Origin of the sequence: Mesorhizobium sp. B1-1-1 (assembly GCF_006442955.1) — a bacterium.
Taxonomy (GTDB): Bacteria; Pseudomonadota; Alphaproteobacteria; order Rhizobiales; family Rhizobiaceae; genus Mesorhizobium.
In genome coordinates, this window is record NZ_VFWW01000009.1 from 308,302 (window position 1) to 329,266 (window position 20,965).

At 60.1% G+C, this 20,965-nt stretch carries 17 protein-coding genes and 7 pseudogenes; 8 read left to right on the plus strand and 16 right to left on the minus strand.

Features of this window, described 5'->3' with window-relative positions; genetic code table 11:
* Nucleotides 1–241 precede the first annotated feature (241 nt).
* The 7 genes and pseudogenes from FJ986_RS20770 to FJ986_RS30945 form a co-directional block, all read right to left on the minus strand.
* Entirely contained in the window at nt 242–988 is a 747-nt protein-coding gene (locus tag FJ986_RS20770; RefSeq protein ID WP_181165397.1) for a ferredoxin reductase, read from the minus strand.
* Nucleotides 981–1,586: a sulfite oxidase-like oxidoreductase gene (locus FJ986_RS20775; protein ID WP_140501506.1), complete on the minus strand. Its 606-nt coding sequence runs from the start codon at nt 1,584–1,586 to the stop codon at nt 981–983. The genes FJ986_RS20770 and FJ986_RS20775 overlap by 8 nt, the downstream gene beginning before the upstream one ends.
* 149 nt (nt 1,587–1,735) lie before the next feature.
* On the minus strand, nt 1,736–2,410 hold the full coding sequence (locus FJ986_RS20780; RefSeq protein WP_224647543.1) for a DUF1003 domain-containing protein: 675 nt from the start codon (nt 2,408–2,410) through the stop codon (nt 1,736–1,738).
* Nucleotides 2,362–2,960: pseudogene (gene wrbA / locus FJ986_RS20785) on the minus strand (NAD(P)H:quinone oxidoreductase). Before wrbA ends, FJ986_RS20780 begins: the two are co-directional and overlap by 49 nt.
* A gap of 185 nt (nt 2,961–3,145) precedes the next feature.
* Nucleotides 3,146–4,042, minus strand: coding sequence for a LysR family transcriptional regulator (locus FJ986_RS20790; protein WP_140501511.1), 897 nt, complete (start codon nt 4,040–4,042; stop codon nt 3,146–3,148).
* A gap of 21 nt (nt 4,043–4,063) precedes the next feature.
* On the minus strand, nt 4,064–4,219 hold the full coding sequence (locus FJ986_RS30530; protein ID WP_181165398.1) for a hypothetical protein: 156 nt from the start codon (nt 4,217–4,219) through the stop codon (nt 4,064–4,066).
* A 403-nt stretch (nt 4,220–4,622) separates the two neighbouring features.
* Nucleotides 4,623–4,765, minus strand: a pseudogene (locus tag FJ986_RS30945) (IS630 family transposase); the annotation flags it as partial.
* A gap of 211 nt (nt 4,766–4,976) precedes the next feature.
* On the opposite strand from FJ986_RS30945, the gene FJ986_RS20795 reads away from it, so the two are divergent.
* Nucleotides 4,977–7,601 (plus strand): EAL domain-containing protein, encoded by a 2,625-nt coding sequence (locus tag FJ986_RS20795; RefSeq protein WP_140523374.1) that lies wholly within the window; start codon nt 4,977–4,979, stop codon nt 7,599–7,601.
* A gap of 364 nt (nt 7,602–7,965) precedes the next feature.
* Here the strand turns inward: FJ986_RS20795 and FJ986_RS20800 are convergent.
* The 3 genes and pseudogenes from FJ986_RS20800 to FJ986_RS20810 all read right to left on the minus strand — a co-directional run.
* Nucleotides 7,966–8,586: pseudogene (locus FJ986_RS20800) on the minus strand (ISNCY family transposase); the annotation flags it as partial.
* A 171-nt stretch (nt 8,587–8,757) separates the two neighbouring features.
* Nucleotides 8,758–9,201, minus strand: coding sequence for a type II toxin-antitoxin system VapC family toxin (locus tag FJ986_RS20805; protein WP_140522733.1), 444 nt, complete (start codon nt 9,199–9,201; stop codon nt 8,758–8,760).
* A 2-nt stretch (nt 9,202–9,203) separates the two neighbouring features.
* Entirely contained in the window at nt 9,204–9,455 is a 252-nt protein-coding gene (locus FJ986_RS20810; RefSeq protein WP_140522731.1) for a type II toxin-antitoxin system Phd/YefM family antitoxin, read from the minus strand.
* A gap of 183 nt (nt 9,456–9,638) precedes the next feature.
* On the opposite strand from FJ986_RS20810, the pseudogene FJ986_RS30950 reads away from it, so the two are divergent.
* Nucleotides 9,639–10,508: pseudogene (locus FJ986_RS30950) on the plus strand (ISNCY family transposase); the annotation flags it as partial.
* A gap of 59 nt (nt 10,509–10,567) precedes the next feature.
* Here the strand turns inward: FJ986_RS30950 and FJ986_RS30955 are convergent.
* A pseudogene (locus tag FJ986_RS30955) lies at nt 10,568–10,798 on the minus strand (AAA family ATPase); the annotation flags it as partial.
* Nucleotides 10,799–11,219: 421 nt separating this feature from the next.
* On the opposite strand from FJ986_RS30955, the gene FJ986_RS20820 reads away from it, so the two are divergent.
* Both FJ986_RS20820 and FJ986_RS20825 read left to right on the plus strand, forming a co-directional pair.
* Nucleotides 11,220–11,570 (plus strand): antitoxin Xre/MbcA/ParS toxin-binding domain-containing protein, encoded by a 351-nt coding sequence (locus FJ986_RS20820; RefSeq protein ID WP_140525833.1) that lies wholly within the window; start codon nt 11,220–11,222, stop codon nt 11,568–11,570.
* A gap of 8 nt (nt 11,571–11,578) precedes the next feature.
* Complete coding sequence (locus tag FJ986_RS20825; protein WP_140525832.1) at nt 11,579–12,076, plus strand: RES family NAD+ phosphorylase; 498 nt, start codon at nt 11,579–11,581, stop codon at nt 12,074–12,076.
* An 81-nt stretch (nt 12,077–12,157) separates the two neighbouring features.
* On the opposite strand, the pseudogene FJ986_RS20830 reads toward FJ986_RS20825, so the two are convergent.
* The 3 genes and pseudogenes from FJ986_RS20830 to FJ986_RS20840 form a co-directional block, all read right to left on the minus strand.
* Nucleotides 12,158–12,463: pseudogene (locus FJ986_RS20830) on the minus strand (hypothetical protein); the annotation flags it as partial.
* 94 nt (nt 12,464–12,557) lie between these two features.
* On the minus strand, nt 12,558–12,740 hold the full coding sequence (locus FJ986_RS20835; protein ID WP_140525831.1) for a hypothetical protein: 183 nt from the start codon (nt 12,738–12,740) through the stop codon (nt 12,558–12,560).
* A 364-nt stretch (nt 12,741–13,104) separates the two neighbouring features.
* Nucleotides 13,105–13,616, minus strand: a pseudogene (locus FJ986_RS20840) (DUF2243 domain-containing protein).
* A gap of 156 nt (nt 13,617–13,772) precedes the next feature.
* On the opposite strand from FJ986_RS20840, the gene nadE reads away from it, so the two are divergent.
* A complete protein-coding gene (gene nadE / locus FJ986_RS20845) occupies nt 13,773–14,612 on the plus strand; it encodes an ammonia-dependent NAD(+) synthetase (RefSeq protein ID WP_140525830.1) in 840 nt (279 codons plus the stop codon).
* A 242-nt stretch (nt 14,613–14,854) separates the two neighbouring features.
* Here nadE and FJ986_RS20850 read toward each other — a convergent pair whose 3' ends face one another.
* The gene (locus tag FJ986_RS20850; protein ID WP_140501395.1) at nt 14,855–15,778 is read right to left on the minus strand and encodes a hypothetical protein; all 924 of its coding nucleotides are present in this window, start codon (nt 15,776–15,778) and stop codon (nt 14,855–14,857) included.
* A gap of 387 nt (nt 15,779–16,165) precedes the next feature.
* Here FJ986_RS20850 and FJ986_RS20855 point away from each other — a divergent pair, with 387 nt between their 5' ends.
* The gene (locus FJ986_RS20855) at nt 16,166–17,338 is read left to right on the plus strand and encodes a glycosyltransferase (protein WP_140525829.1); all 1,173 of its coding nucleotides are present in this window, start codon (nt 16,166–16,168) and stop codon (nt 17,336–17,338) included.
* 2 nt (nt 17,339–17,340) lie between these two features.
* Nucleotides 17,341–18,483, plus strand: coding sequence for a UDP-galactopyranose mutase (gene glf, locus FJ986_RS20860; RefSeq protein ID WP_140501399.1), 1,143 nt, complete (start codon nt 17,341–17,343; stop codon nt 18,481–18,483).
* Between the two features lie 73 nt (nt 18,484–18,556).
* Here glf and FJ986_RS20865 read toward each other — a convergent pair whose 3' ends face one another.
* Nucleotides 18,557–19,732, minus strand: coding sequence for a beta-glucosidase (locus FJ986_RS20865; RefSeq protein ID WP_224656177.1), 1,176 nt, complete (start codon nt 19,730–19,732; stop codon nt 18,557–18,559).
* A 372-nt stretch (nt 19,733–20,104) separates the two neighbouring features.
* Here FJ986_RS20865 and FJ986_RS20870 point away from each other — a divergent pair, with 372 nt between their 5' ends.
* Nucleotides 20,105–20,950: an SIR2 family protein gene (locus tag FJ986_RS20870; protein ID WP_140525835.1), complete on the plus strand. Its 846-nt coding sequence runs from the start codon at nt 20,105–20,107 to the stop codon at nt 20,948–20,950.
* The last annotated feature ends 15 nt before the right edge of the window (nt 20,951–20,965 follow it).

Below are 20,965 nucleotides of genomic sequence, written 5' to 3' on the forward strand. Positions count from 1 at the left end.
CCGTCTCTAGAGTGCTTCGACGCAGTCAGTCCCAATGTCGAAATGGCCCGACAAAGGCACATATTCTTGACGGCAGAAGACGTTCCAGCCGTCGACATCGGTCGCCTTGGACAGCACCCCAGTGGCTCCCGTTCATTCACTGCGCGGGTCCTCGCATTCAACCACTAAAGTCGCTGCAGGCCGCACGGATAATCTGGCGTTTGCGAAAATTATGCTCTCGCAAAACGAAAGGAACGGTCCCTCAAGCGCCGTAGCGTTCGGCCTTGATCGCTCTCGCTTCCAGTCCCAATGCGAGCGCCGCGTCCGCCGCGATGTCAACGAAAGCAGTCGACCCGCACACGAAGACGCTGCCGGGAGAGACAGGCTGACGTGCCGCGACGTCGGCGACCATCGCCGCGTCGATCCGCCTGCTGAAGTCGCTGCTGCGCATCGCCGGCTCGCGCGTCAAGGCCAGGGCGAGTGCGAAATCGGGAAGCGACCTCTCGAGCTCGAGGAGCTCGTCCCTGAAAAGCACGTCACGCCAGGTCCTGGAGGAGAGCAACAGCGCGACAGGCACTGGCTCGCCGCTGGCCTTCCGATGCCGGATCATTGCCATCAGCGGCACGACGCCGGAGCCCGCGCCGATCAAGAGCAGCGGTTTCGCTGTCGGTCCCGGCCAGAGGAAGTGACCGCCAAGCGGCCCGCGAAGCTCGATCATATCTCCTGCTCGAGCGACGTCGTGGAAGAACGGGGAGACCTCGCCGTCCGCGAGGCGCTCGATCGCCAGCTCGATCACTTTGGAATTGCCCGGGGCCGACGCGATCGAGTAGCTGCGCATGGCAGTGTAGCCGTTGGGTGCAGTCAGCCGCACGTCAACGTGCTGTCCGGCCGTATACTCGAACGGTTCGGATAGGCGAAGAAAGAAGCTCTTTATAGCCGGCGTTCTCGTCGCGATCTCGACAATCGCGCAGCTCTGCCATCGCGCGGTTGTGCCAATCGCTTCAGTCATTCGTGTATCGCTGCTCGCGCCACGGATCCCCGTATATGTGGTACCCGCGCAGCTCCCAGAAGCCGGCCTCGTCGCGCTCGGTGAACTGAAGCCCGTTTACCCACTTCGCCGACTTCCAGAAGTAGAGATGCGGCACGAAGAGCCGCGCCGGCCCCCCGTGGTCGCGCGGCAGTGGCTGGCCTTCGTACTCGAGTGCGATCATCGCCTTGCCCGTCGCGAGGTCCGCCAGTGGCACGTTCGTGGAGTAGCCGTCGTAGCAATGGGCGAGCGCAAACGGAGTGGGTGCGCTGAGGCCGGCGTCGGCGAGGATATCGTCGACGGCCACGCCCTGCCACGCGGTGTTGAGCTTCGACCAGGAGGTCACGCAGTGGATGTCTCGCGTCATCTTGGTTCGTGGGAGGGCGTTGAACTCCGACCAGCTCCAAGCTTTGACCGGACGAGGTCCGACCTTTAGCGTGAATGTCCAGTCCGCGGGCTCGATCCTCGGCGTGGGACCGGCCGTAAGCACCGGGAAATTGTCGACGAGGTGCTGTCCCGGGGGAATCCGATCCGATAGTTCCGATCCGGATTGGCGGCCGGTAAAACCGCGAGTAACCATGGCGGACATCCTTCCTCGGCAGGTAAAAAGAGCGTCGTCCCGCGCAACGCCAAGCCGTAGTGCGCCGGATGAGCAAGGTACCGGCGTAACATAGTATTCCGCGCCGCGAATGGGAAATGACGTCACGCCATGAAGTCGATAGCCGGGCGTTATGATCGCCGTCCGCCTTCCGCATCGGCCTCGCGTGCGCCCGACGCCGACTGCTCCAGCAGCTCGGTCAGCATCCTGACGGCCTCCGTCAGCTTCAGGACTTCGCGCTCACGTAGTTGGTCGATCTTTTCATGCAGCAACTCTATCTCGAGCTCCGCCTTCACGTTGATGCGGTAGTCATTCTCCGCGGCCTTGCGATCGATGTCCTGCTGCCGGTTCTGGCTCATCATGATGACTGGCGCGGCGTAGGCCGCTTGGAAAGAAAGCGCGAGATTGAGAAGGATGAACGGGTAGGGGTCCCAGCCCCTGATCGCGCTGACTAGGTTGGCCCCTATCCAGACGACCAGGATCGCACTTTGCACGATGATGAAACTCCACGATCCCATGACGCTGGCGACGGCGTCAGCTATCCTTTGCCCGGGCGTCAGGCACGCAGCCGCCGCGGACTCATCCATGTCCTGGAGACGAAATGAGCGACGCGCTCGCCTGAGGTCGGCGAGCAGGTCATGCTCGGCTTGTTCCATGCCGTCCTGGTCTTCCACCTTCTCTTCCACGTTGCCAGCACCGTTCCGCTTGATTGCACGGTCGACGCGCCAGCGCCCCACCGCGTTTTTGATCGCGTCGTTTAGCCGTGAAATTTCGTGGCGATATCCGCGATGGCTCGTCGCCGGCACCGGGCGCCGGCAAGCTCGTTCTCGGTCGGCGGCCGCTGCGCGTCGGGGCCGGCAATTGTCGTGGCGCCGTAAGGCGTACCGCCGGCGATCTCATCGACTTTCCTTTGGCCGGCAAACCCGCAGTTCATTCCGACCACCGTCATGCCGAAGTGGAGCAGATTGGTGATGATGGTGAACAGCGTCGTCTGCTGGCCGCCATCCTGCGTCGTCGATGACGCGAAGGAGCCGCCGACCTTGCGATTGAGGGTTCCCTTCGCCCATAGGCCGCCAGCCTGGTCGAGGAAACTTGCCATTTGGGACGACATCCTGCCGCAGCGCCTGCTTGCGCCCAAGACGATCGCGTCCTACACGGCGAGGTTGTCGATGCACGCGACTGGAGCGGTCTGGTCGAGGTTGTCGTTGGCTGCCTTCGCGCCTCCGGAAATAGAAGTTCAGGCACTCGCTTCACGTCGGCGGACGCGCCCGCCTCGCGCGCGCCCGCGGTGATTTCGTGTGCGAGCTTTTCGATGTGCCCGTAGGAGGAGCAGTAGAGTACTAGCACTTTGGCCATGGGAGCCGTTCATCGTATTGACCGCCGCCCGCTTACGCGTCTTCGGCTATTTCGAAGCATGCAGAAAACCTCCGGCGCGAGGGCGTCCGGTCGGGTGCTTGCTTTGCTAGCATTAAGTTTCGGGGCAGGAAGGGTAAACGTATCGTATCAATAACTGCCGGGAATGCCGCGCTATCGCTGCAATCCTATGGTCGATCGTCTGCAGCGCGGAGTTCCCTGAGAAGGAAGTCGGTAAACGCACGGGCGGCGGGCTTTATGGTCTTTGCGCTGACAAAGAGCGCATTCAGTTCCATCGAGCCGAAATCCCAGTCGGGCAGCACCCGAACAAGTTTCCCGGCGTCGAGCTCTGCCCGCGCGCTGTTTTCGCTCGATGCGGCGACCCCCAACCCGGCGACAGCGCTTGCCGTGGCTACTTCGTTGGTGGTGATCGAGAGCGCGCTATCAACGCGCACGGAGGTGATGCGGCCGCCCTTGCGGAAGGAGAAAGTCGGCGAGGGATGCGCTGGACTGATGATCACCGAGTGGTGCACGAGATCCGACGGCATCGTGGGTGTGCCGCGCTCCTGTAAGTAGCCTGCCGAGGCCGTGAGTACCCTTGGCTGGTGGATGAGTTTGCGCGCCATCGCGCTGGAGTCGGGGAGGGCGCCGAACTGCAACGACACGTCGAGGCCCTCAGTCACGAGGTCTGGGTAGCGGTCCGTCACTCGGAGCTCGATTTTCAGCGCCGGATGCTGCTTCGTAAACGCGCCAAGCCGCGGGATGATCTCCCTGAGCGCGAAACTTGTCGGCGTGCCGACGCGAAGCGAGCCGCGCAACTCTCCTGTTCCGCGCGCCTCGTGGTCGGCATCGTCGAGCGCTGCGAGGATCGTTTCGACGCGCATCAAGTACGTCGCGCCGGCCTCGGTCAGCGTCACTGCTCGCGTGGTGCGGCTAAAAAGCGTCGCGCCGACCTCCTCCTCGAGCGCAGCGATCAGCCTGGATGCGGACGGCTGCGACAGGCCAAGTTCGCGCCCGGCACGGGAGAAGTTGCCGACGCGCGCGGCGCGAGCAAACAGTCTGAGTGCTGAGAGTCGGTCGTTCATCACTTGGTGGCTCGCGGCGGGCTACACGGAGGTCGGATCCAGCACGAGGGCCAGGATCGTATCGAGCGCGGCGGCCACCGCCACCGCAGCGCAGACGGCGGCGACCCCAAACCCCCGTGCTCGTTGGAAGCGAAAAAGGCCGACTGCGGTCGCGAGTGCGGCTTTCCAGGCATTCATCGGTCTCCTCAGCGGCACCATGCTCTGCAACACCTGGGAAGTAGTGCCTATCGACTCTCAACATAATCGTCTATCTGTGAGACACCGCCTCTCGGCATATGAGAGTAGGTAGTTTGCGTGCTCCTGGCGGCGCTATGGGATGTCGGCGGCAATATCCCCTGCGATTAGGAAGTCACGGTCCCTCGCTACGAGCCGCCCCCACGCTTCTGATCTCAGCGCGCCTCTTCATTCAGCGCGCAGCGCAGTTGGTGTCAAACCGCGAAACGCCGGTATCATTCAACCGCTCGTCGCTCAGGTGCGGTCGTTAGCTCTGGCCGCTGATTATCTTTTTGCCGCGGGGCGCCGCTTAGTCCATGCCGGCCGCGCTGATCGCCTTATATTCGTGGAGCAGCCGCGCACCCATACAGCGCAGCGCGCCACGGAAGGTCAGGGTGCGCCAATGGCCGCGCGGAGCCAGGGCGCACAGCCGCTTCCACTTCGGCCGCCAACATGACAGCGAGCCATGTTGGCCTTGATCCACGGCTCATCGAACAGGCACTGGGGATCGGGCCCGGTCTGCGAGGATCCAAACGCAAGCGCCTGCTGGCGAGATCAGCGCACGCCAGATACGCGTTAGTCTTCCAGGTGTCTTTTATAAATTTTGAGTAGAGGCGAAGAGATTCGATTAAGTCGGCTCCGATATCCTGCGCCAACTGGAAATCAGGGCGACCGAGATTCCATCTTGCCATTTGCTATTCATCAGCGCTTCCGCACCTTGATGACCTGGACCAGTCTTCCGGCAGTGATCGCCCTTGCGGTGCTGTTAACTGCCGGAATTTTTGCGGACCATCAAAACAGCATTGTAACCGAGCAGGCATTGCGCGTTGACGTTGCGAAGGAGATGAACCTCGTTCGCGCCAAACTTGAGGGTAATGTCAACGGAGACCTTCAACTGGCGCGTGGTCTGGTCGCGACGATCGTTACTGAACCGAACATGAGCCAAGCTCGCTTTGCCAAACTGGCAAAGAGCCTCTTTCGCGAGAAGACACAGATCAGAAACATTGCCGGCGCCCCTGACCTGGTCGTCTCGTTGATGTATCCGAGGGAAGGCAATGAAAAAGCGATAGGGCTGGACTTCCGCGAAGACGAAAAGCTGCGCGAAGCAGTACTTCGGGCACGCGATAACAAGCAACTGGTGTTAGCCGGGCCGGTAGAACTCAAACAAGGAGGTCAGGCATTCATCGGGCGATTTCCTGTCTTCCTTGACCGTGACGGCCCTCGCGAGACGTTCTGGGGCATAGTGGCCGCCGTGATCGACGTTCCGAAGCTGTACGCGGACAGCGGTCTTTTAGACAAGAACCTGCCAATCGAAATCGCTCTGACAGGTAAGGACGCTCTCGGGAGAAGCGGGGCGCGATTTTACGGTCCCGCGTACGTGACGGAACAAGATCCCGTCACTTCCGAGGTGCGGTTGCCGACAGGATCTTGGCAAATTTCCGCCATTCCCAAGGGTGGCTGGAACACCACGCCCCGCAACGCCTGGATTTTGCGACTAACAATGCTCATCGGCGGCGCCCTGGTCGTGGTTCCGATCGTCTTTGCGGGGCGGCTTCTCAATCAGCGGTATAAGCATTACGCCGATCTGCGCCGCGGCGAACGACGACTGGCACAGCTTTCAGAGAGGCTGGAGCTTGCGCTTGACGCCTCGCAAATTGGCGTCTGGGAGCAGGATCTCGACTCGGACATTATATTCTGGGACGACCGCCTGAACGAAATCTATGGCAAGTCAGCAGATGGCGAACCAAGAACCTTCGAAGAGTGGTCAAGATCGATCCACCCTGACGATCTCGACGAGGCTAAGCGGGATTTCGCGCAAGGGATCGCAACCGGCATATACTCTTCGCAATATCGTGTGGTGCTTCCCAATGGAGTTGTCCGACACGTCCGCGTGCGTGCCAAGACTTACAGGGACGGCACCGATCACAAAATGGTTGGCGCGGAATGGGACGTGACGGCGGATGTGATCCAGACACGGGAACTGGAACGGGCAAAGGATCTCGCCGAAACGAGGAGTGCTGAGCTTGAGGCGGCGACAGCGCGCAATGAGCATACGGCGCTTCACGACTCACTGACCGGCCTTCCGAATCGCCGCCACCTTGACACGATGCTCGATAGCTACGCCGTCACAGGCTCAACGCCTGGCAGCGGCGCCGCGCTTCTGCATCTTGATCTCGATCGTTTCAAACAGATAAATGGCACGCTCGGCCATGCCATCGGCGACGCCGTGCTGATCCATACCGCAAAGGAGCTGACATCAACTGTTCGCTCATCAGACTTCGTTGCCCGAGTCGGAGGCGATGAGTTTGTGGTAGTCTGCAGACGCGATATCTCAACTGATCAGCTTAAACAGCTGGCCGACCGCATCATACATAGATTGCGGCAGCCGATTCCCTACAAGGACCATCAATGCCGTATCGGCGTTAGCATCGGGATCGCAGTCGATGCGGACGGTCCCATCGACGGCCCACGCCTGATGGTCAACGCGGATATAGCCCTTTACCGGGCCAAGAGTCGGGGACGCAATCGATATGAGTTCTTCACCCAGGACCTCCACTCTGAGATCATCCGGACCAAACGGGTAGCCGACGAGATCCTCGCAGGGTTGGAACGCAACGAGTTTGTTCCACATTACCAGCTACAGTTCGATGCCAAAACGCTGGAGGTTGCGGGCGTTGAGGCGCTGGCGCGCTGGAACCATCCCGCCGACGGACTTCAGACGCCAGCCGGGTTCCTCAAGATTGCTGAAGAGTTGAATGTCGTTTCAATTATTGACCGACTAGTACTGGAACAAACCCTCCACGACCTTGATCGCTGGCAGAGGGCCGGCCTCCTGGTTCCGCGCGCTTCGGTGAACGTCTCCGCGAGACGGCTTCAGGACGAGGAGCTGATCACCAGCCTGACGTCACTTTCGATAAAACCAGGAACCGTTTCGTTCGAACTTCTAGAATCAATCTTCCTCGACGACAACGATGAGCTTATGATCTGGAACGTCAACCAGATCAAGGAACTCGGAATCGACATCGAAATTGACGATTTCGGCACCGGCCATGCGTCGATTGTCAGCTTGCTCAAGCTTCAACCGCGACGGTTGAAAATTGCACGCCAGCTAGTTGGTCCAATCGCCAGGTCAGCCCAGCAGCGAGAGGTCGTACAATCGATTGTGCAGATTGGCCGGTCCTTGGGCGTGGAGGTCATCGCCGAAGGTGTCGAGACGATGCAGCAGGCCAAGGTCCTCAAGAATTTAGGCTGTGACATCTTGCAAGGCTATGCGCTGAGCCGACCAATGACCGCACACGGCATCACGAAGTTGTTAAACAACCGGCGAATGCTCGCAGCATCATGAGATCAGCGCGCGCGCGACGAGCATCGGCGCCCGCCAACCCCCGTTTGCGGCCCCTGCGCATGACCAAGCGGATGTACTAGCGCCATTTCACGCGCCAGACCAATGGCTTTTCTAACAAGGCAGAGGCTCACGCCAGCCCGGTGGCCTCCATTCCAGGTATTACAATTGAGCGACGCATTGATGCCTCGCGCCGCATGACGCAGGCGATAGCCGCTGGCGTCACTGGCAAGCTTTTGGAGATTGGTCACATCCTTAAGCTTCTCGAAGGGAAGGAAGCAGAACCGAAGGCTCGCGGCTCACTTCGGATACGACAGGCCGGGTAGGTTCTTTCAGGTTCTCATGATCGACCAGGGGACTGGGGCTTATCGGAGTAGAATGCGACTGGGCAGCCGTGTGCCTTCAGATAGAGTTCCAGCGCCTCGAAGGAGCTGAAGGTGCTCTCCGACTTCACAAAGCGAAGCTGCTGGAGCTTGCTCGTGGCGTCGTCGATGAAGACGAGCAGGGTGCATGGATCGCCCCGCTCCTCGAACCAACGGTGATCACTGCCGTCGATCTGCACCAGCTCGCCATAAGATTCTCGACGCAAACGAGGCTGATGGAATGTCCGGCGCTGCTTGCGCGACAGCCAGATTCCGGCTTCCGCCATCCATTTGCGCAACGTCTCTCGCGACACGATCAGGCCGTGGTTCGCCGCCAACTTCTCGGCCGCCAAGGTCGGCCCGAAGTCGAGATAGTGTTCCCGAACCAGCCGAACCGCCAACTCACCGATGCCGGCGACATATCGATGGTTCGACGGTCGTCCTCGAGCCTTGTGCCGAAGTGCCGCGGCGCCTTCAGTCCGGAACGCCTTCAGCAGATGCTGGACCTGGCGCGTTGTCATATCCAGGACATGCGCCGCCGAGACAACCGTCATGCGCCGCTCCAAAACCTTCGACAGCACCTCGATGCGTTGCAGCTCGCGCTCGCTCATTAAGATCAGTCCCAACCCGCCGTCTCCCTCGCTCATCGGCGAGCAGGGCGACATTCCTACTTTGCGGAATCAAGACATTTCTATTTTGCGGCAATACCCATAAGTCGCATAACATGTATTATGGAACTAACATTTGTGATTACTATTCATATACTTATGTGAACTTCAATATTTCGATTGGACAAGCTAACCGGGAAGCCCGATGAACGGATTCTGATACCGAACTCCGAGCGGTCTGAAATCCTTTTCATTGTCCGTGAGCACGATTAGATCGTGTTGCGTGGCTGTGGCAGCAATCGCGATATCCTCGAAACCGGGAGAGATGCCAGCTCCGCGGGCGACTGCCATAAGTTGCCCGGTTATCGTTGCCGTCTCGAGATCAAGAGGCAGAATGCGGCTACCGTAGTAGTGACGAATTTCTCCCCACCACTCAGCGAGCGCGGCCGCTTTTTTGGTGGCACCGGTTCGCTTGGCGTTCGCAATACCGTCCTCGATCTCAGCCGAGGTGATGACGGACAGCCAAAGGTCGGAGGATCTGTCGACGATCCAGGCAACTAGTCTTTCATCGGAGGGTGTCCTGCGTCTCGAGGGGGCGAGCAAACTGACGACATTCGTATCCAGAAGGTACAACGTCAAAACGCCGGGTCACGCAGAGCCCGTGCGGGCTTTCGGCTTCGCGCTGGCAGGTCGCCGTCCTCCAAGGGCGAGTTTGTAAGCAACCAACCCAGCGATGGCACACGGGAAAGGCGCTCGTAGTCCGCATAGCTGATTACGACAGCCTCTCTTTTGCCGTGACGGGTGACAACCGTCGGTGCGCCTGCAACCGCTTCGTCGACCACATGCGAGAACGTCGCCTTCACGTCTTTAAGCTGAATCTCTTTCATCTTGACAGCCCTGTGACCAAAGTAGTCATATAGCTTATGGAGCGAGCCTTGACAAGAAGGCCGTAGCCCAACTGTCGTAAGCAGATGAGTTGTCCGGATTAGGTAGCACGTGAGTTGTCCGGTTTTATCGCCAGCGGATGGAGGCTGGGGATGAAGCGGGCAGCGTGGCTACAGGACCGGAGAATGCAGAAGTTTCGAGACGTATTGAGCCGCTGGAATGGTGGCGATCTTTCGATGATGGAGGCAGGCGAGTTGCTTGGCATGTCGGAGCGGCAATTCCGACGCTACCGCGACCGGTACGAAGAGGCTGGGGAAGCAGGGTTGCTGGATCGGCGCTTGGGCAAGCTTTCGACGCGTCGGGTGCCGGCGGAAGCGATTGAGGAGATGCTGGAGCTTTACCGTCATCGCTACCTCGGCTGGAATGTGAAGCATTTCCACGAGCACCTGCTGCGCGATCACCATTTCAGCTGGGGTTACACCTTCATCAAGACGCAGCTCCACGCGGCGGGCCTTGTGGAACGGGCCAAGCGGCGCGGTGCTCACCGGCGCAAGCGGGAGAGGAAGCCTTGCGAGGGGATGATGCTGCATCAGGATGGCAGCCGTCATCGATGGCTGGTGGGTGAGCCGATGCTGGACCTGATCGTGACGATGGACGATGCGACGAGCACGATCTATTCGGCCTTCCTGATCGAGGAGGAAGGCACGGCGTCGAGCTTTCAGGGCCTTCTGGAGACATTCGTCGCCAAGGGATTGCCATCGAGCCTCTACAGCGATCGCGGCAGCCACTATTTCGTGACGCTGAAGGCCGGCGAGGCGGTCGACAAAAGCCGGCTGACCCAGGTCGGCCGGGCGCTCGAGCGGCTGGGTATCGAACATATTCCAGCCTATTCCCCTGAAGCGCGAGGCCGCTCGGAGCGGATGTTCTCCACCTTGCAGGATCGGCTGCCGAGGGAGCTGGCGCTGGCCGGAATTGCCGACATCGAGGCCGCCAACCGGTTCATCGCCCAGACCTACCTACCAGCTCACAATGCCCGCTTCGCCAGGCCGGCCGCGGTCGAGGACAGCGCCTTTGTCGCCGCAGATCCGCAACAACTGGCCCAGATCCTGTGCAACGCCATCTGCCTCGACGCAACCATTCCGGCCTCGTCCATCACGAAAACGGTCTTGCCGTCGAGGAGGTCAGTACCCCTCCCCCACCGAAGCTCCCATGACGCCAATGTGCGCGCCGCGATTGCCGCTTCCTTTTCCAGGCCTTCGGCCGCCTTGCCGGCGAGCGCCCCACCAACGACGCGAAAACCTTCGCGTTCCCAAGCCTCCCGTGCCGCTTTCAGCGCGCTGGTTTTTGCGGGCTGGACTTGGAACGTCGCGCCTTGTCGGGGGTTGCCCTTCAGCGCGCGCGGATCGACAAATTTCAGTTCCATGGAAATGCTCCTTACGGGGTTGCCGGACACAGCCCGTCGCTGCGTCCTTTCTCGTCTTCTTCTCGAAGACACCCCCCGGCCCGCGGAGCGAGCGGGCCGGTGCAACTGCGGCCGAGCATCCCTGCCCGGCAGGACAAGCGGGGCTAACAGCCCTGCGAAGGACGACGTGGCCGGGATCGCGAGCGGCGCGGTTGAGCGCAAGCGTCAGCGGTCCGCTCGATCTGCGAGCAGGTTTTCCCCTCCCCTTCCTTCTCAGCCTTCTTCCCAAATTTGGATTGAACCCCGCTATTCTGACGCTATATTGCGTCATAATTATTGACATACAGGAATGGAGGTAAGCGTCATGGGACTTGCCCAATATGCTGACGGCGGACTTTTTTCACCGCGCAAAATCGCAGACGCCTTGCGTACTACCAGCGAGGAGATCGCCCGAACCGCCGGTCTCGGAAAGGATGCCATCCAGCGCAAGGACCGCATTGGCTCGGACAAGACGCAGCGACGGCTGCGCGAGATGTCGGAGATCGTCAACAAGGTCGAGCCCCGCTTCGGCTCGGCGCTGATGGCCTATGCCTGGTATCGCTCCGAGCCCCTGCCCGGCTTTTCCGGCCTGACCGCGATGCAACTGGTCCGTGATGGGCGCGCCGATGACGTGCTCGACTATATCGACGCGGTCGACGCCGGCGTTCACGCCTGATCCGGTCGATGCATTTCAAGGGGGAACTCTATCGGGCGCTGAATCCGATCTATGCACGCGAGCGGATGTCTGGCCGTGGCGCGGAGCTTTACGGTGGCCGTTTCAACCGGAAAGGAACGCAAGCGCTCTATATGTCCTTGTCGGTCATGACGGCGTTGCGCGAAGCCAATCGGGCCGGCAGTTTGCAGCCGACGACACTCGTGTCTTATGATGCGGATATCGAGGCGGTTTTTGACAGCCGCGACCATGAGCGCCTGCGTGCGGAGGGGATGGATGCGGCGGGGCTCGCCGGTACGACTTGGCGCGATCAGATGAAAGCAACCGGAGAGGCGAAGACGCAAGCCTTCGCACGAAGACTTGTCGCGGCTGGCTATCATGGATTGCTCGTCAGAAGCTTCGCCCCCGGAGCGACGGAGGACGGCCTTAATCTCGTCCTCTGGACATGGAGCGATGTGGCGCCCTGCCGTCTCACCCTGATCGACGATGAAAACCGCCTGTCGCGATAGCGGCGATCGAGGACAGCCGGTTATGGTTAACAAGAAGAAAGGCCGGCCACGCCGCGAGGCGTGACCGGCCAGCACATTCGATCAGGCGGCAATTGCGTCGGTCGCCCCGGCACCTTCAATATCCGTCGCCAGTGCCGCCTCCACCTCAGCAAGCTGCCGCCGCTTGTCGGCCAATTCACCCGCGAAGGCGAACTCGGCACTATCATCCCGGGACTGGTACGACGCAAGCCGGCGGCGGGCGTCGGCGAGGCGCTGGCGATAGCGCTCGCGCTCTCCTTCGAAATCGTCGAGCGCGTGCTTGAGGCGCGAAATCGCTCCGAGCGGCGTGACCGTCATGGCAAGCTCGATTTCGGAATCGGCACCGGTGCGCATCAGCGTGGTGCTATAGAGGCCGTTGACCTCGTCGTCATTGCCGGGGCGTGTACGCGGCGAAGCCTCACTTGCGCCCTGTCGGGCGCAAGTGGCAGGCAACGATCCCCTCTTAGTGAGCCGGGCGGTACTCGTAAGGATCGTATTCGTGGACCACCGTGCCCTTGTCACCGTCATATTCGCTCGACACCATGACGCCGAACTCGCCATCGACTTGGAAGAGCGTGACCGGGACCATCAAGGTCTGCGCGAGATTGAAGGCATGGTGCTGAGCAAGGGTGAAATTGTGCGACATCGTTTGGCTCCCGTCTTTGGGCGGGGTCCATCCCCGCTCGACAGGCGCCCGACGTGTTCAGGGCATGGCCGCGGTCACCTTGAAGGCGCAGCCGCAGAGGTCGCACGCTTGCGTAGCGAACCCCTTGCGGGTTGATTGTGGAAGGCCAGGACCTGAACCAGGAAAGCCGGACATGAGAGCGGGATTGCACCTCCTCAATGGCGGCCGCCCTGTCCCCCGTCTCACACTCCTTCACGTGCTCGCCCGAGAGCCGTTCATACCGAGCCCGTTCGCCTTCAGTTCCCCGCGTTCTCGAGAGGCCTACAACATCGCTGCTACAATCCGGTTCCAAGGCATCCTGAAATAAGCGCTAGAGTCCAACGCTTCATAGCTGCCACAGCCAGGATTTCCGCTTGCCGTTTGACAAGGCCCACCCGCCGAGCAGCATCAGCGCACCCCAAATCAAACAACCCGCGGTCCCAATAGACCCACTGGGACCGCGGGACGGTTTCGTTGACATGGTGTGTGCCGAGAAGCTGGTGATCGTCCACTCCCTCGACCAGGTTGAATATGCCAAAGCCCATGAGCATCGTTGCAAGTAGCAACTTTCCTGACCACCCGAGATGAGGTTGGCGCGCCGCACGCCATAGCACAATGAGACCTAATGCGACGAACACGTATGTGCCGGCGTGGAACCAGCCATCGAGGGACGTGTTGAACCGAAGGTTCTCAAGATTGCGGCGGGATAGCCGGCTGGTCGCCATATGATGCCACTGGAGCAACTGATGCAGAACGATTCCCTCGAAGAACCAGCCTGAGCCCGAGCAGGATTCCGGCCGAGGTCGGGAACCTGTGAGGCTCTTCGTCGCTGTTCCTTTTTCTCCTAAGGGGACCCAACGTCGAGCCCGCCAATGTACATCACCGTTTTTGCGCTACCGGCGCGTCATCATCGCTTTTTGAGAACCGCTTCAGCTGGCAGACCGAGACGGTGACCGCCACCGACCTTGTGGTATGCGACTGGACAGAACGCTATGATGTCAGGAGCAACTTCGCATGACCGACCAACAACTGATTATAGGAGCATTGGGAGTCTCGTCCAGTTTTGACGTCGCGCTTGAAACGCGCCGACGCATCGATTTTCTCGGCACCTATCTGCGTGCCTCGAATCTCAACACCTACGTTCTGGGCGTAAGCGGTGGCGTAGATTCGCTTGCTGCCGCTCTTCTTGCGCAACGGGCCGTGGAGGAACTGCGAACGGCAGGATATGAGGCCAGATTCCTGGCCGTTCGGCTTCCATACGGCTTACAGGCCGACGAGAGCGACGCGCAGCGGGCACTGGATACAATACAAGCAGACGAAGTGCGCCGGGTCGACATCAAGCCCGCCGCCGACGCGATGCTGGATTCGATCAAGCTTGCGGGCACCGACCTCGGCGATGCCGGCGGAGAGGACTTTTTGCTTGGCAACATCAAGGCTCGTGAGCGGATGATTGCCCAGTTTGCGCTTGCCGGCGCCACCCGAGGGCTGGTCATCGGTACCGATCATGCGGCCGAAGCACTGATGGGTTTCTTCACCAAGTTCGGCGACGGTGCTGCCGACATCCTTCCTCTTTCCGGGTTGAACAAGCGTAGGGTTCGCGCCTTGGCGGCGCATCTGGGCGCTCCGCCTCAATTAGTTGCCAAGATTCCGACTGCCGACCTGGAGAACCTAATTCCGCTTCGCCCGGACGAAGATGCCTATGGCGTAACTTACGATCAAATCGACGATTTCCTTGAAGGTCGGGAGATCGACGAAGCAGCGCGCACGCGCATATTTCAAGCGCACGCCGGCACCGCACACAAGCGCGCGCTTCCAGTGGCGCCCGTCGCCTCGTCCGGTCCATCACGACAGTAGCCGGACTCTCGGGATGGATGCTCACTATTGCTGCGACCGCCGCCAGATCTTCCACGTCCGATCCGACAGCGTCAGGTGCCGAATCCCGCCCTCGGGCTCACTTGGATTCAGCGAATAAGTTGAGCCGTCCTATCGCGCGCAATGCATCGGCCGTCGGCCCCGAGGGCGACTCTCGATCGAAACGAGCACTGCGTAGGGACGGTTGTCCGTCGCGGTGATGGCGCCTTTCCGGGCGCGCTGGGTTAAGCGACGTTTGAAAAAATCTGCTGATCCAGGTCGCACGTGGCCAGCCCATAGCGCCACCTGTGATTCGTTGCCTCGCGCCGGCTCTGATAGAACAGCGTCAGTTGCCGGCCCTCTATCATCACAGTCGAGTGCCCGTTCTCTCCCGGCTCGCCCGGATCCAGCACTGGGCCGACGGACACGTAAGGTCCTTCGACGCGATCGGCAATTGCGAAGAATACACGCTGGCGGCTGCCGCGCGGCCCCTCGGGCAGGAAGCAGGTTGCATTGAGCAGCACGCGTCCATCCGGCAACTCGACCAGTTGAGCGCCTTCGATGCCCCATTCATAGTCGGGATGCTCGCGTGCGTTGTGATGCGGAACGTCCAGGTGGTCCAGGATCTTGCCAGCGCGCTTCCATGGTCCGAACCAGGAGTCGGACTGGCTGCGTGCGAGATAGACGTCGGGTTGCGGGACCCTGCTGAATTTCGGCATTCCCGAGTAGACGATGTAGCGCTTGCCGCCGATGACCGCCGGATGGGGATCGTAGATGCCATCTTCATCGGTGTCCGGCAGGGATAATATCGCCGACGTCAAAACAACCCAGTGGAAACCATCATTAGACACCGCATGCTCGCACCGCCCACCCGACTTCATGAATTCGGTCTGGATGAACATGTGGAAAACCCCGCCTTCGTGGATGACACCGGGCGCCGCCACACCCGAGCCGGTGATCGGCAAGGCGATCGGTTCATGCTCGGTCCAGGGGCCACGCGGATCCGGCGCTGTGGCGTGCAGTATCTTCCATTCCTCGCTCGTGACGGTGCCGCTCGATCCGAACATGTGCCAGAGCGTTCCGTCGAATACGGGACAAGGATCTTTCAGGTCGTCCACCTGCTGCGGGTGAAACAACGGAAAGACGTGCGTTTCAAAATTGATCTGCATGTCCATAAACCTCGACAGCCTCTCTCAGCTTCCGACACCCAGGTCCAAACAAACTGATTCGAGGCGCTCTTATTCTAGCAGCGTCGGCTAACACGTGTCGATTTTCCCACAGGCCTTCAACAGCTCGAGGAGTGACAAAGCGCCACGTTAGGGCGCCGTGGTCCCAATTCCAGCGGATCTCGTGCCGCATTCGGACCGCCCGCGAAGCAGTCGAGCGGCCCTACCTCTGATCGTTGAGGCCGATGATCGGCCACGCAAATCAATTAATACCGCGGGAACAACTTACTAAATCGAAAGTTAGATGGAACTGAAAGCATCAGGCAGGAGTGTCGAAAATTAACCTAGGTTAATTCTTCGAGACTTGACTCGTATTAAAAGGGAAAATATATGGAAATCGCGCCGGCAAAAACAAAAAAAATCACGTCTATTGCGTACAATGCAGTAGTTATCTGCTTTTCACATCTCCGATGGAATTTTGTATTTCAAAGGCCACAGCACCTCCTGACCCTCGCCGCCCGGCAGCAACAGGTAATTTACTTCGAAGAACCAGCCTTCGAAGATGTCCGCGGTCCCTTCATGCGCGTGAACGACGTAGCTCCGGCAATCAGGGTTGTCACGCCGGTCGTCCCGCTTGGAACATCCGCGACAAAGGTGGACGCCATCCAGCGAAGCTTCGTCAATGAACTCGTCGCACCCGTTCCTCATGACCGGCTGATTGCGTGGTATTACACGCCAATGGCGCTGCGCTTCAGCAGTCATCTGCGCTGCAATGTGTGTGTCTACGATTGCATGGATGAGTTGTCCGCCTTCCGCGACGCGCCCGCGGAACTGGCACAGCTGGAAAGAGCGCTGTTCCGCCGTGCCGATCTGGTCTTCACGGGCGGGCAAAGCCTCTATGAGGCAAAGCGCAGTCAGCATCGTTCGATCTTTGCGTTTCCAAGCAGCATCGACGCTGCTCATTTCAACATGGCGAGAGAGGGGGGCGAGGAACCATCCGACCAGGCAGCCATTCCCCATCCAAGGGTTGGCTATTTCGGCGTGATCGACGAACGGCTCGACATCGCCCTTGTTGGCCAGACGGCTGCCGCGATGCCCGACATCCAGTTCGTCATGCTTGGGCCGGTGGTCAAGATCGATCCGGCGACCCTGCCACGGGCAGACAATTTGCATTGGCTCGGGCCCAAGAACTATGCCGACCTGCCGAGCTATCTTCGTCATTGGGCAGTCGGTTGGATGCCGTTCGCGCTCAACGAGGCAACGCGATACATCAGCCCAACCAAGACACCCGAGTTTCTTGCGGCCGGACTGCCCGTGATCTCCACCGCGATCGTTGATGTCGTTCGCACCTACGGTGCGGCTGGTCTCGTCGAGATCGTCGACGCCGACGACATTGCGACCAAGCTTCGCTGCATGCTTGCCCGCCCCAGAGACCTGCAGGTGAGGGCAGTTGATGCCTATCTCGCCGACAAGTCGTGGGAACGCACTTGGGATGCCATGACCTCACACATCCACGGTGTCCAGGCGATGAAAACTGTCGTTCCGCTGCGCAGGAGAGCCTGACGATGTTCGACTGGCTGATCGTCGGAGCCGGCTTTGCCGGCAGCGTGCTTGCCGAGCGCATTGCATCGCAACGCCGCGAAAGTGTCCTGCTCATAGACCGCAGAAATCATGTCGGCGGCAACGCCTATGACTGCTACGACGAAGCGGGACTCCTGATCCATCGCTATGGTCCCCACATCTTCCACACCAACGCGCAATCCATCGTCGACTATCTGTCGCAGTTCACGGCGTGGCGGCCCTACGAACATCGCGTCCTCTCTTCGGTAGACGGCAAACTGCTGCCCATCCCGATCAATCTCGACACGATCAATCGTCTCTACGGACTTGATCTCACCTCCGAACAACTGGAAGAATTTTTCGCTTCGCGACGAGAAACGGTGGAGGAGGTCCGAACCGCCGAAGACGTGGTGGTCAGCACCGTGGGCAGGGAACTCTACGAAAAATTCTTTCGCGGCTATACTCGCAAACAATGGGGCGTGGATCCGTCCCAACTGAGTAAATCCGTAACGGCACGGGTGCCGACCCGCACCACCCGCGACGACCGCTATTTTGGCGATACGTTCCAGAACATGCCCGCCGGCGGCTATACGCGGATGTTCGAGCGGATGCTGGACAGGCCTGAAATCAAGGTGATGCTGCAGACCGACTATGGCGAGATACGCGACAAGATCGGCTTTCGGCAGCTGATCTATACTGGGCCGATTGATGAATATTTTGATTGGAGGCTCGGCCGTCTGCCTTACCGTTCCTTGCGGTTCGACCATGTGACAGTGGATTGCGAACAATTCCAGCCAGTGGCGGTGGTGAACTATCCGCAGACGGAAAACTACACCCGCGTCACGGAGTATAAGCATCTGACAGGCCAACGGCATCCGAAAACCAGCCTCACCTACGAATACCCGACCGATATAGGCGATCCCTATTATCCTGTTCCGAGAGCCGAAAACGAGGAGCTGTACAAACGCTACGAGGCAATGGCGGACGCCTGCCCAAACGTCTGGTTCGTTGGACGGCTAGCGACCTACCGTTATTACAACATGGATCAAGTGGTGGGTCAGGCCTTGGCCACATTCGCGAGGATACAGAAGACCCTGCCGGCCTCGGCTTCGTTGGAGGCGCCGACATTTGCTGTGCTCGCGCCGTAACCATTTGCCGGACGAAGCCGAACGCGATGCCGTTCTACCCGACAGGCCCATGCTGCACGCGTGATGGCCGGGCTTACGCGAACAGAAGGCGCTGGCGCGCCAGCTCGTCCGCAACTGGCTGCCGGATGCTGCGCGAACCATCCGCGTGCACGGTAGAAAACAAGCCGACTTCGGCGTGGCGGGAATTGTCCCAACCCGGATAGGCTGTCACGGGATAAATGCAAATGCCTTGGATGGGGACGCCCAGCTTCATCGCGGCGCGGACCTCATCGCAGACATAATGCAGCCATGCTGGCCCGGCGGATCCTTCGGACCCGGTTTCAGCAATGAACATCGGCTTGCGGAACCTGTGAGCGACCTCGAGCAACATCTCGGACAGCGCCTGATATTCATGGTGGCCCATGGGAATGGTCGGACCGTTTAGATACCATTGGTTGTGAGGATAAAAGTTCAGGCCAATCACGTCGACAAGATCTTGGCTGCCGCCCAGTTCAGGCTCGACCTGTCCCATCAGCATCTCATACGCCTCGAACTGACCTCGCCGGGCGTTCTGCGCGCGTTGCCGTTCCGCTCGGCTGCCGTCGCGAGGCGCGATATGGATCAGCGGCTCAGCCCAGACGAATCGACAGTCGGGGTCGGCCTGTCGCATTGCACGGATGCCCGCGACCGCTGCCTTAACGAGATGCCGTTTGAACCATCCGCGCTTCTTTGGGCCGACACGCGGGAAGTAGCCGACTTCGACGGCCCAGGCAAAGAACGAGATTTCGTTGATTGGACAAAGCAGCGGAGAGGTGCCCGTGAAGGAGCGATGGAACCGCACGGCCTCCGCGGCAAAAGCGGCGTAGGCGTCGATGAATTCCTGCGATCCCTGATCGATGTGATCGGGCGACCCGTAATGAAAAACATCCCAGATCACCTGCACGCCAACGGCACGAGCCGCTTCGATCATGGCCGCCCAACTCGACCAGTCATAGATGCCCGGCGCCGTTTCGATCAGGTGCCAGCGCAACCCGTCTCGGATCGTTCGAAGCCCGAGCTCGGCACAGCTCCGGTAGTCCGCCAAGGCATGGATGTTGTGCGAGGTAGCGCGAACAAGATCGAGCCGGACACCGTCGCTCCGCCTGTGGGAGGAACATTCAAAGCCGGCCATGAAGAAGCTTTCGAAGGTTCGGCCGACCGCTCGGTGTTGACCATCGTCTACCACATCCTGGACCGGGCCGGATCGTTCGGTGGGGGCCGGCCTGGCCATCATGCTCTCTCGCGGGTCTGGCGATTTGCCCGTAGCTCGTTACAGTTCACGGTGCTACGCGATTCGTCGACAGGATCGGCTTCAGGATGCCGACTGGCGCGAGCCTCTGCTTGGCTTCTGTCCTGCTCGTCCATGCCGCGCTTGGCTGTGTGCGGCCAGGCTAGCCTACCCGAGTGTGCCGGCTCCTTGATTGTCATTGATGCATTTCTCCGCTGGCGATCGGCGCCGGAGCTAAACCGCGAGCACAATGCTTTGTTCCGGCTGCGCCCGTTACGAACCCCATGCGGATGATTGTTCCCCGGCGCGTCGCAAACCCCACGGCGGGTCACCGCCTGCACGAGAATGGAACCGGCGACCGTCCCGGTAGTTGGGATGATTATCGGTCGGAGGTTTGTCCATGCTTTCCCCATCGAGGAACTCGCGCGTTCCGTCAGGGAGCGGCGCGCGATCCTGTTCGTTGGGGCTGGCGTGTCAATGAGTGTCGGCCTGCCCTCCTGGCGTAAGCTCATCGATCATCTGGTCGAGGACCTGGGCATCGATGACGGCATCATCGCGCCGTCGGACGTCAGCTACCAGACCCTGGCGGAGTTCTACCGGTTGAAGCGGGGCACCATCGGACCGCTGCGAAGCTGGATGGATCGGAACTGGAGTGTCTCGCATGAGAAAGTGAGACGTTCGGAGATCCACCGCCTGATCGTGGCACTGGACTTCCCGATCATCTACACGACCAACTACGATCGCAACCTCGAGGTCGCCTTCGAAGTCCATAGCCGCGACTACGTGAAGGTGGCAAACGCAAAAGACATCGCCAAAGCCAGCAACGGGGTCACCCAGATCGTCAAATACCACGGCGACTTCGACGACGACTCCTCCCTCATTCTGGCCGAGACCGACTATTTCGACCGGCTGTCCTTCGATTCACCGCTGGATGTGAAATTCCGCGCGGATGCATTGGGGCGGACGATCCTTTTCATCGGCTACAGCATGTCGGATATGAACATTCGCCTGCTTTTGCACCGCCTGTGGCAGACCTGGAGGCTGTCCGGCTATGAGACCGACCGCCCCAGATCGTTCGTATTCATGCCTAGCCCGAGCGTCGTCCAGGAGGCGGTGCTGGGTCGATGGGGCATCGAAATGTTGAGCGAAGAGGCGGCTCAGCCTGAACAAGCGTTAGCAGCGTTTCTTTCCAAGCTGCTTGACGCCATGAGGGGTCCATGAGGGGGGACGAACCGG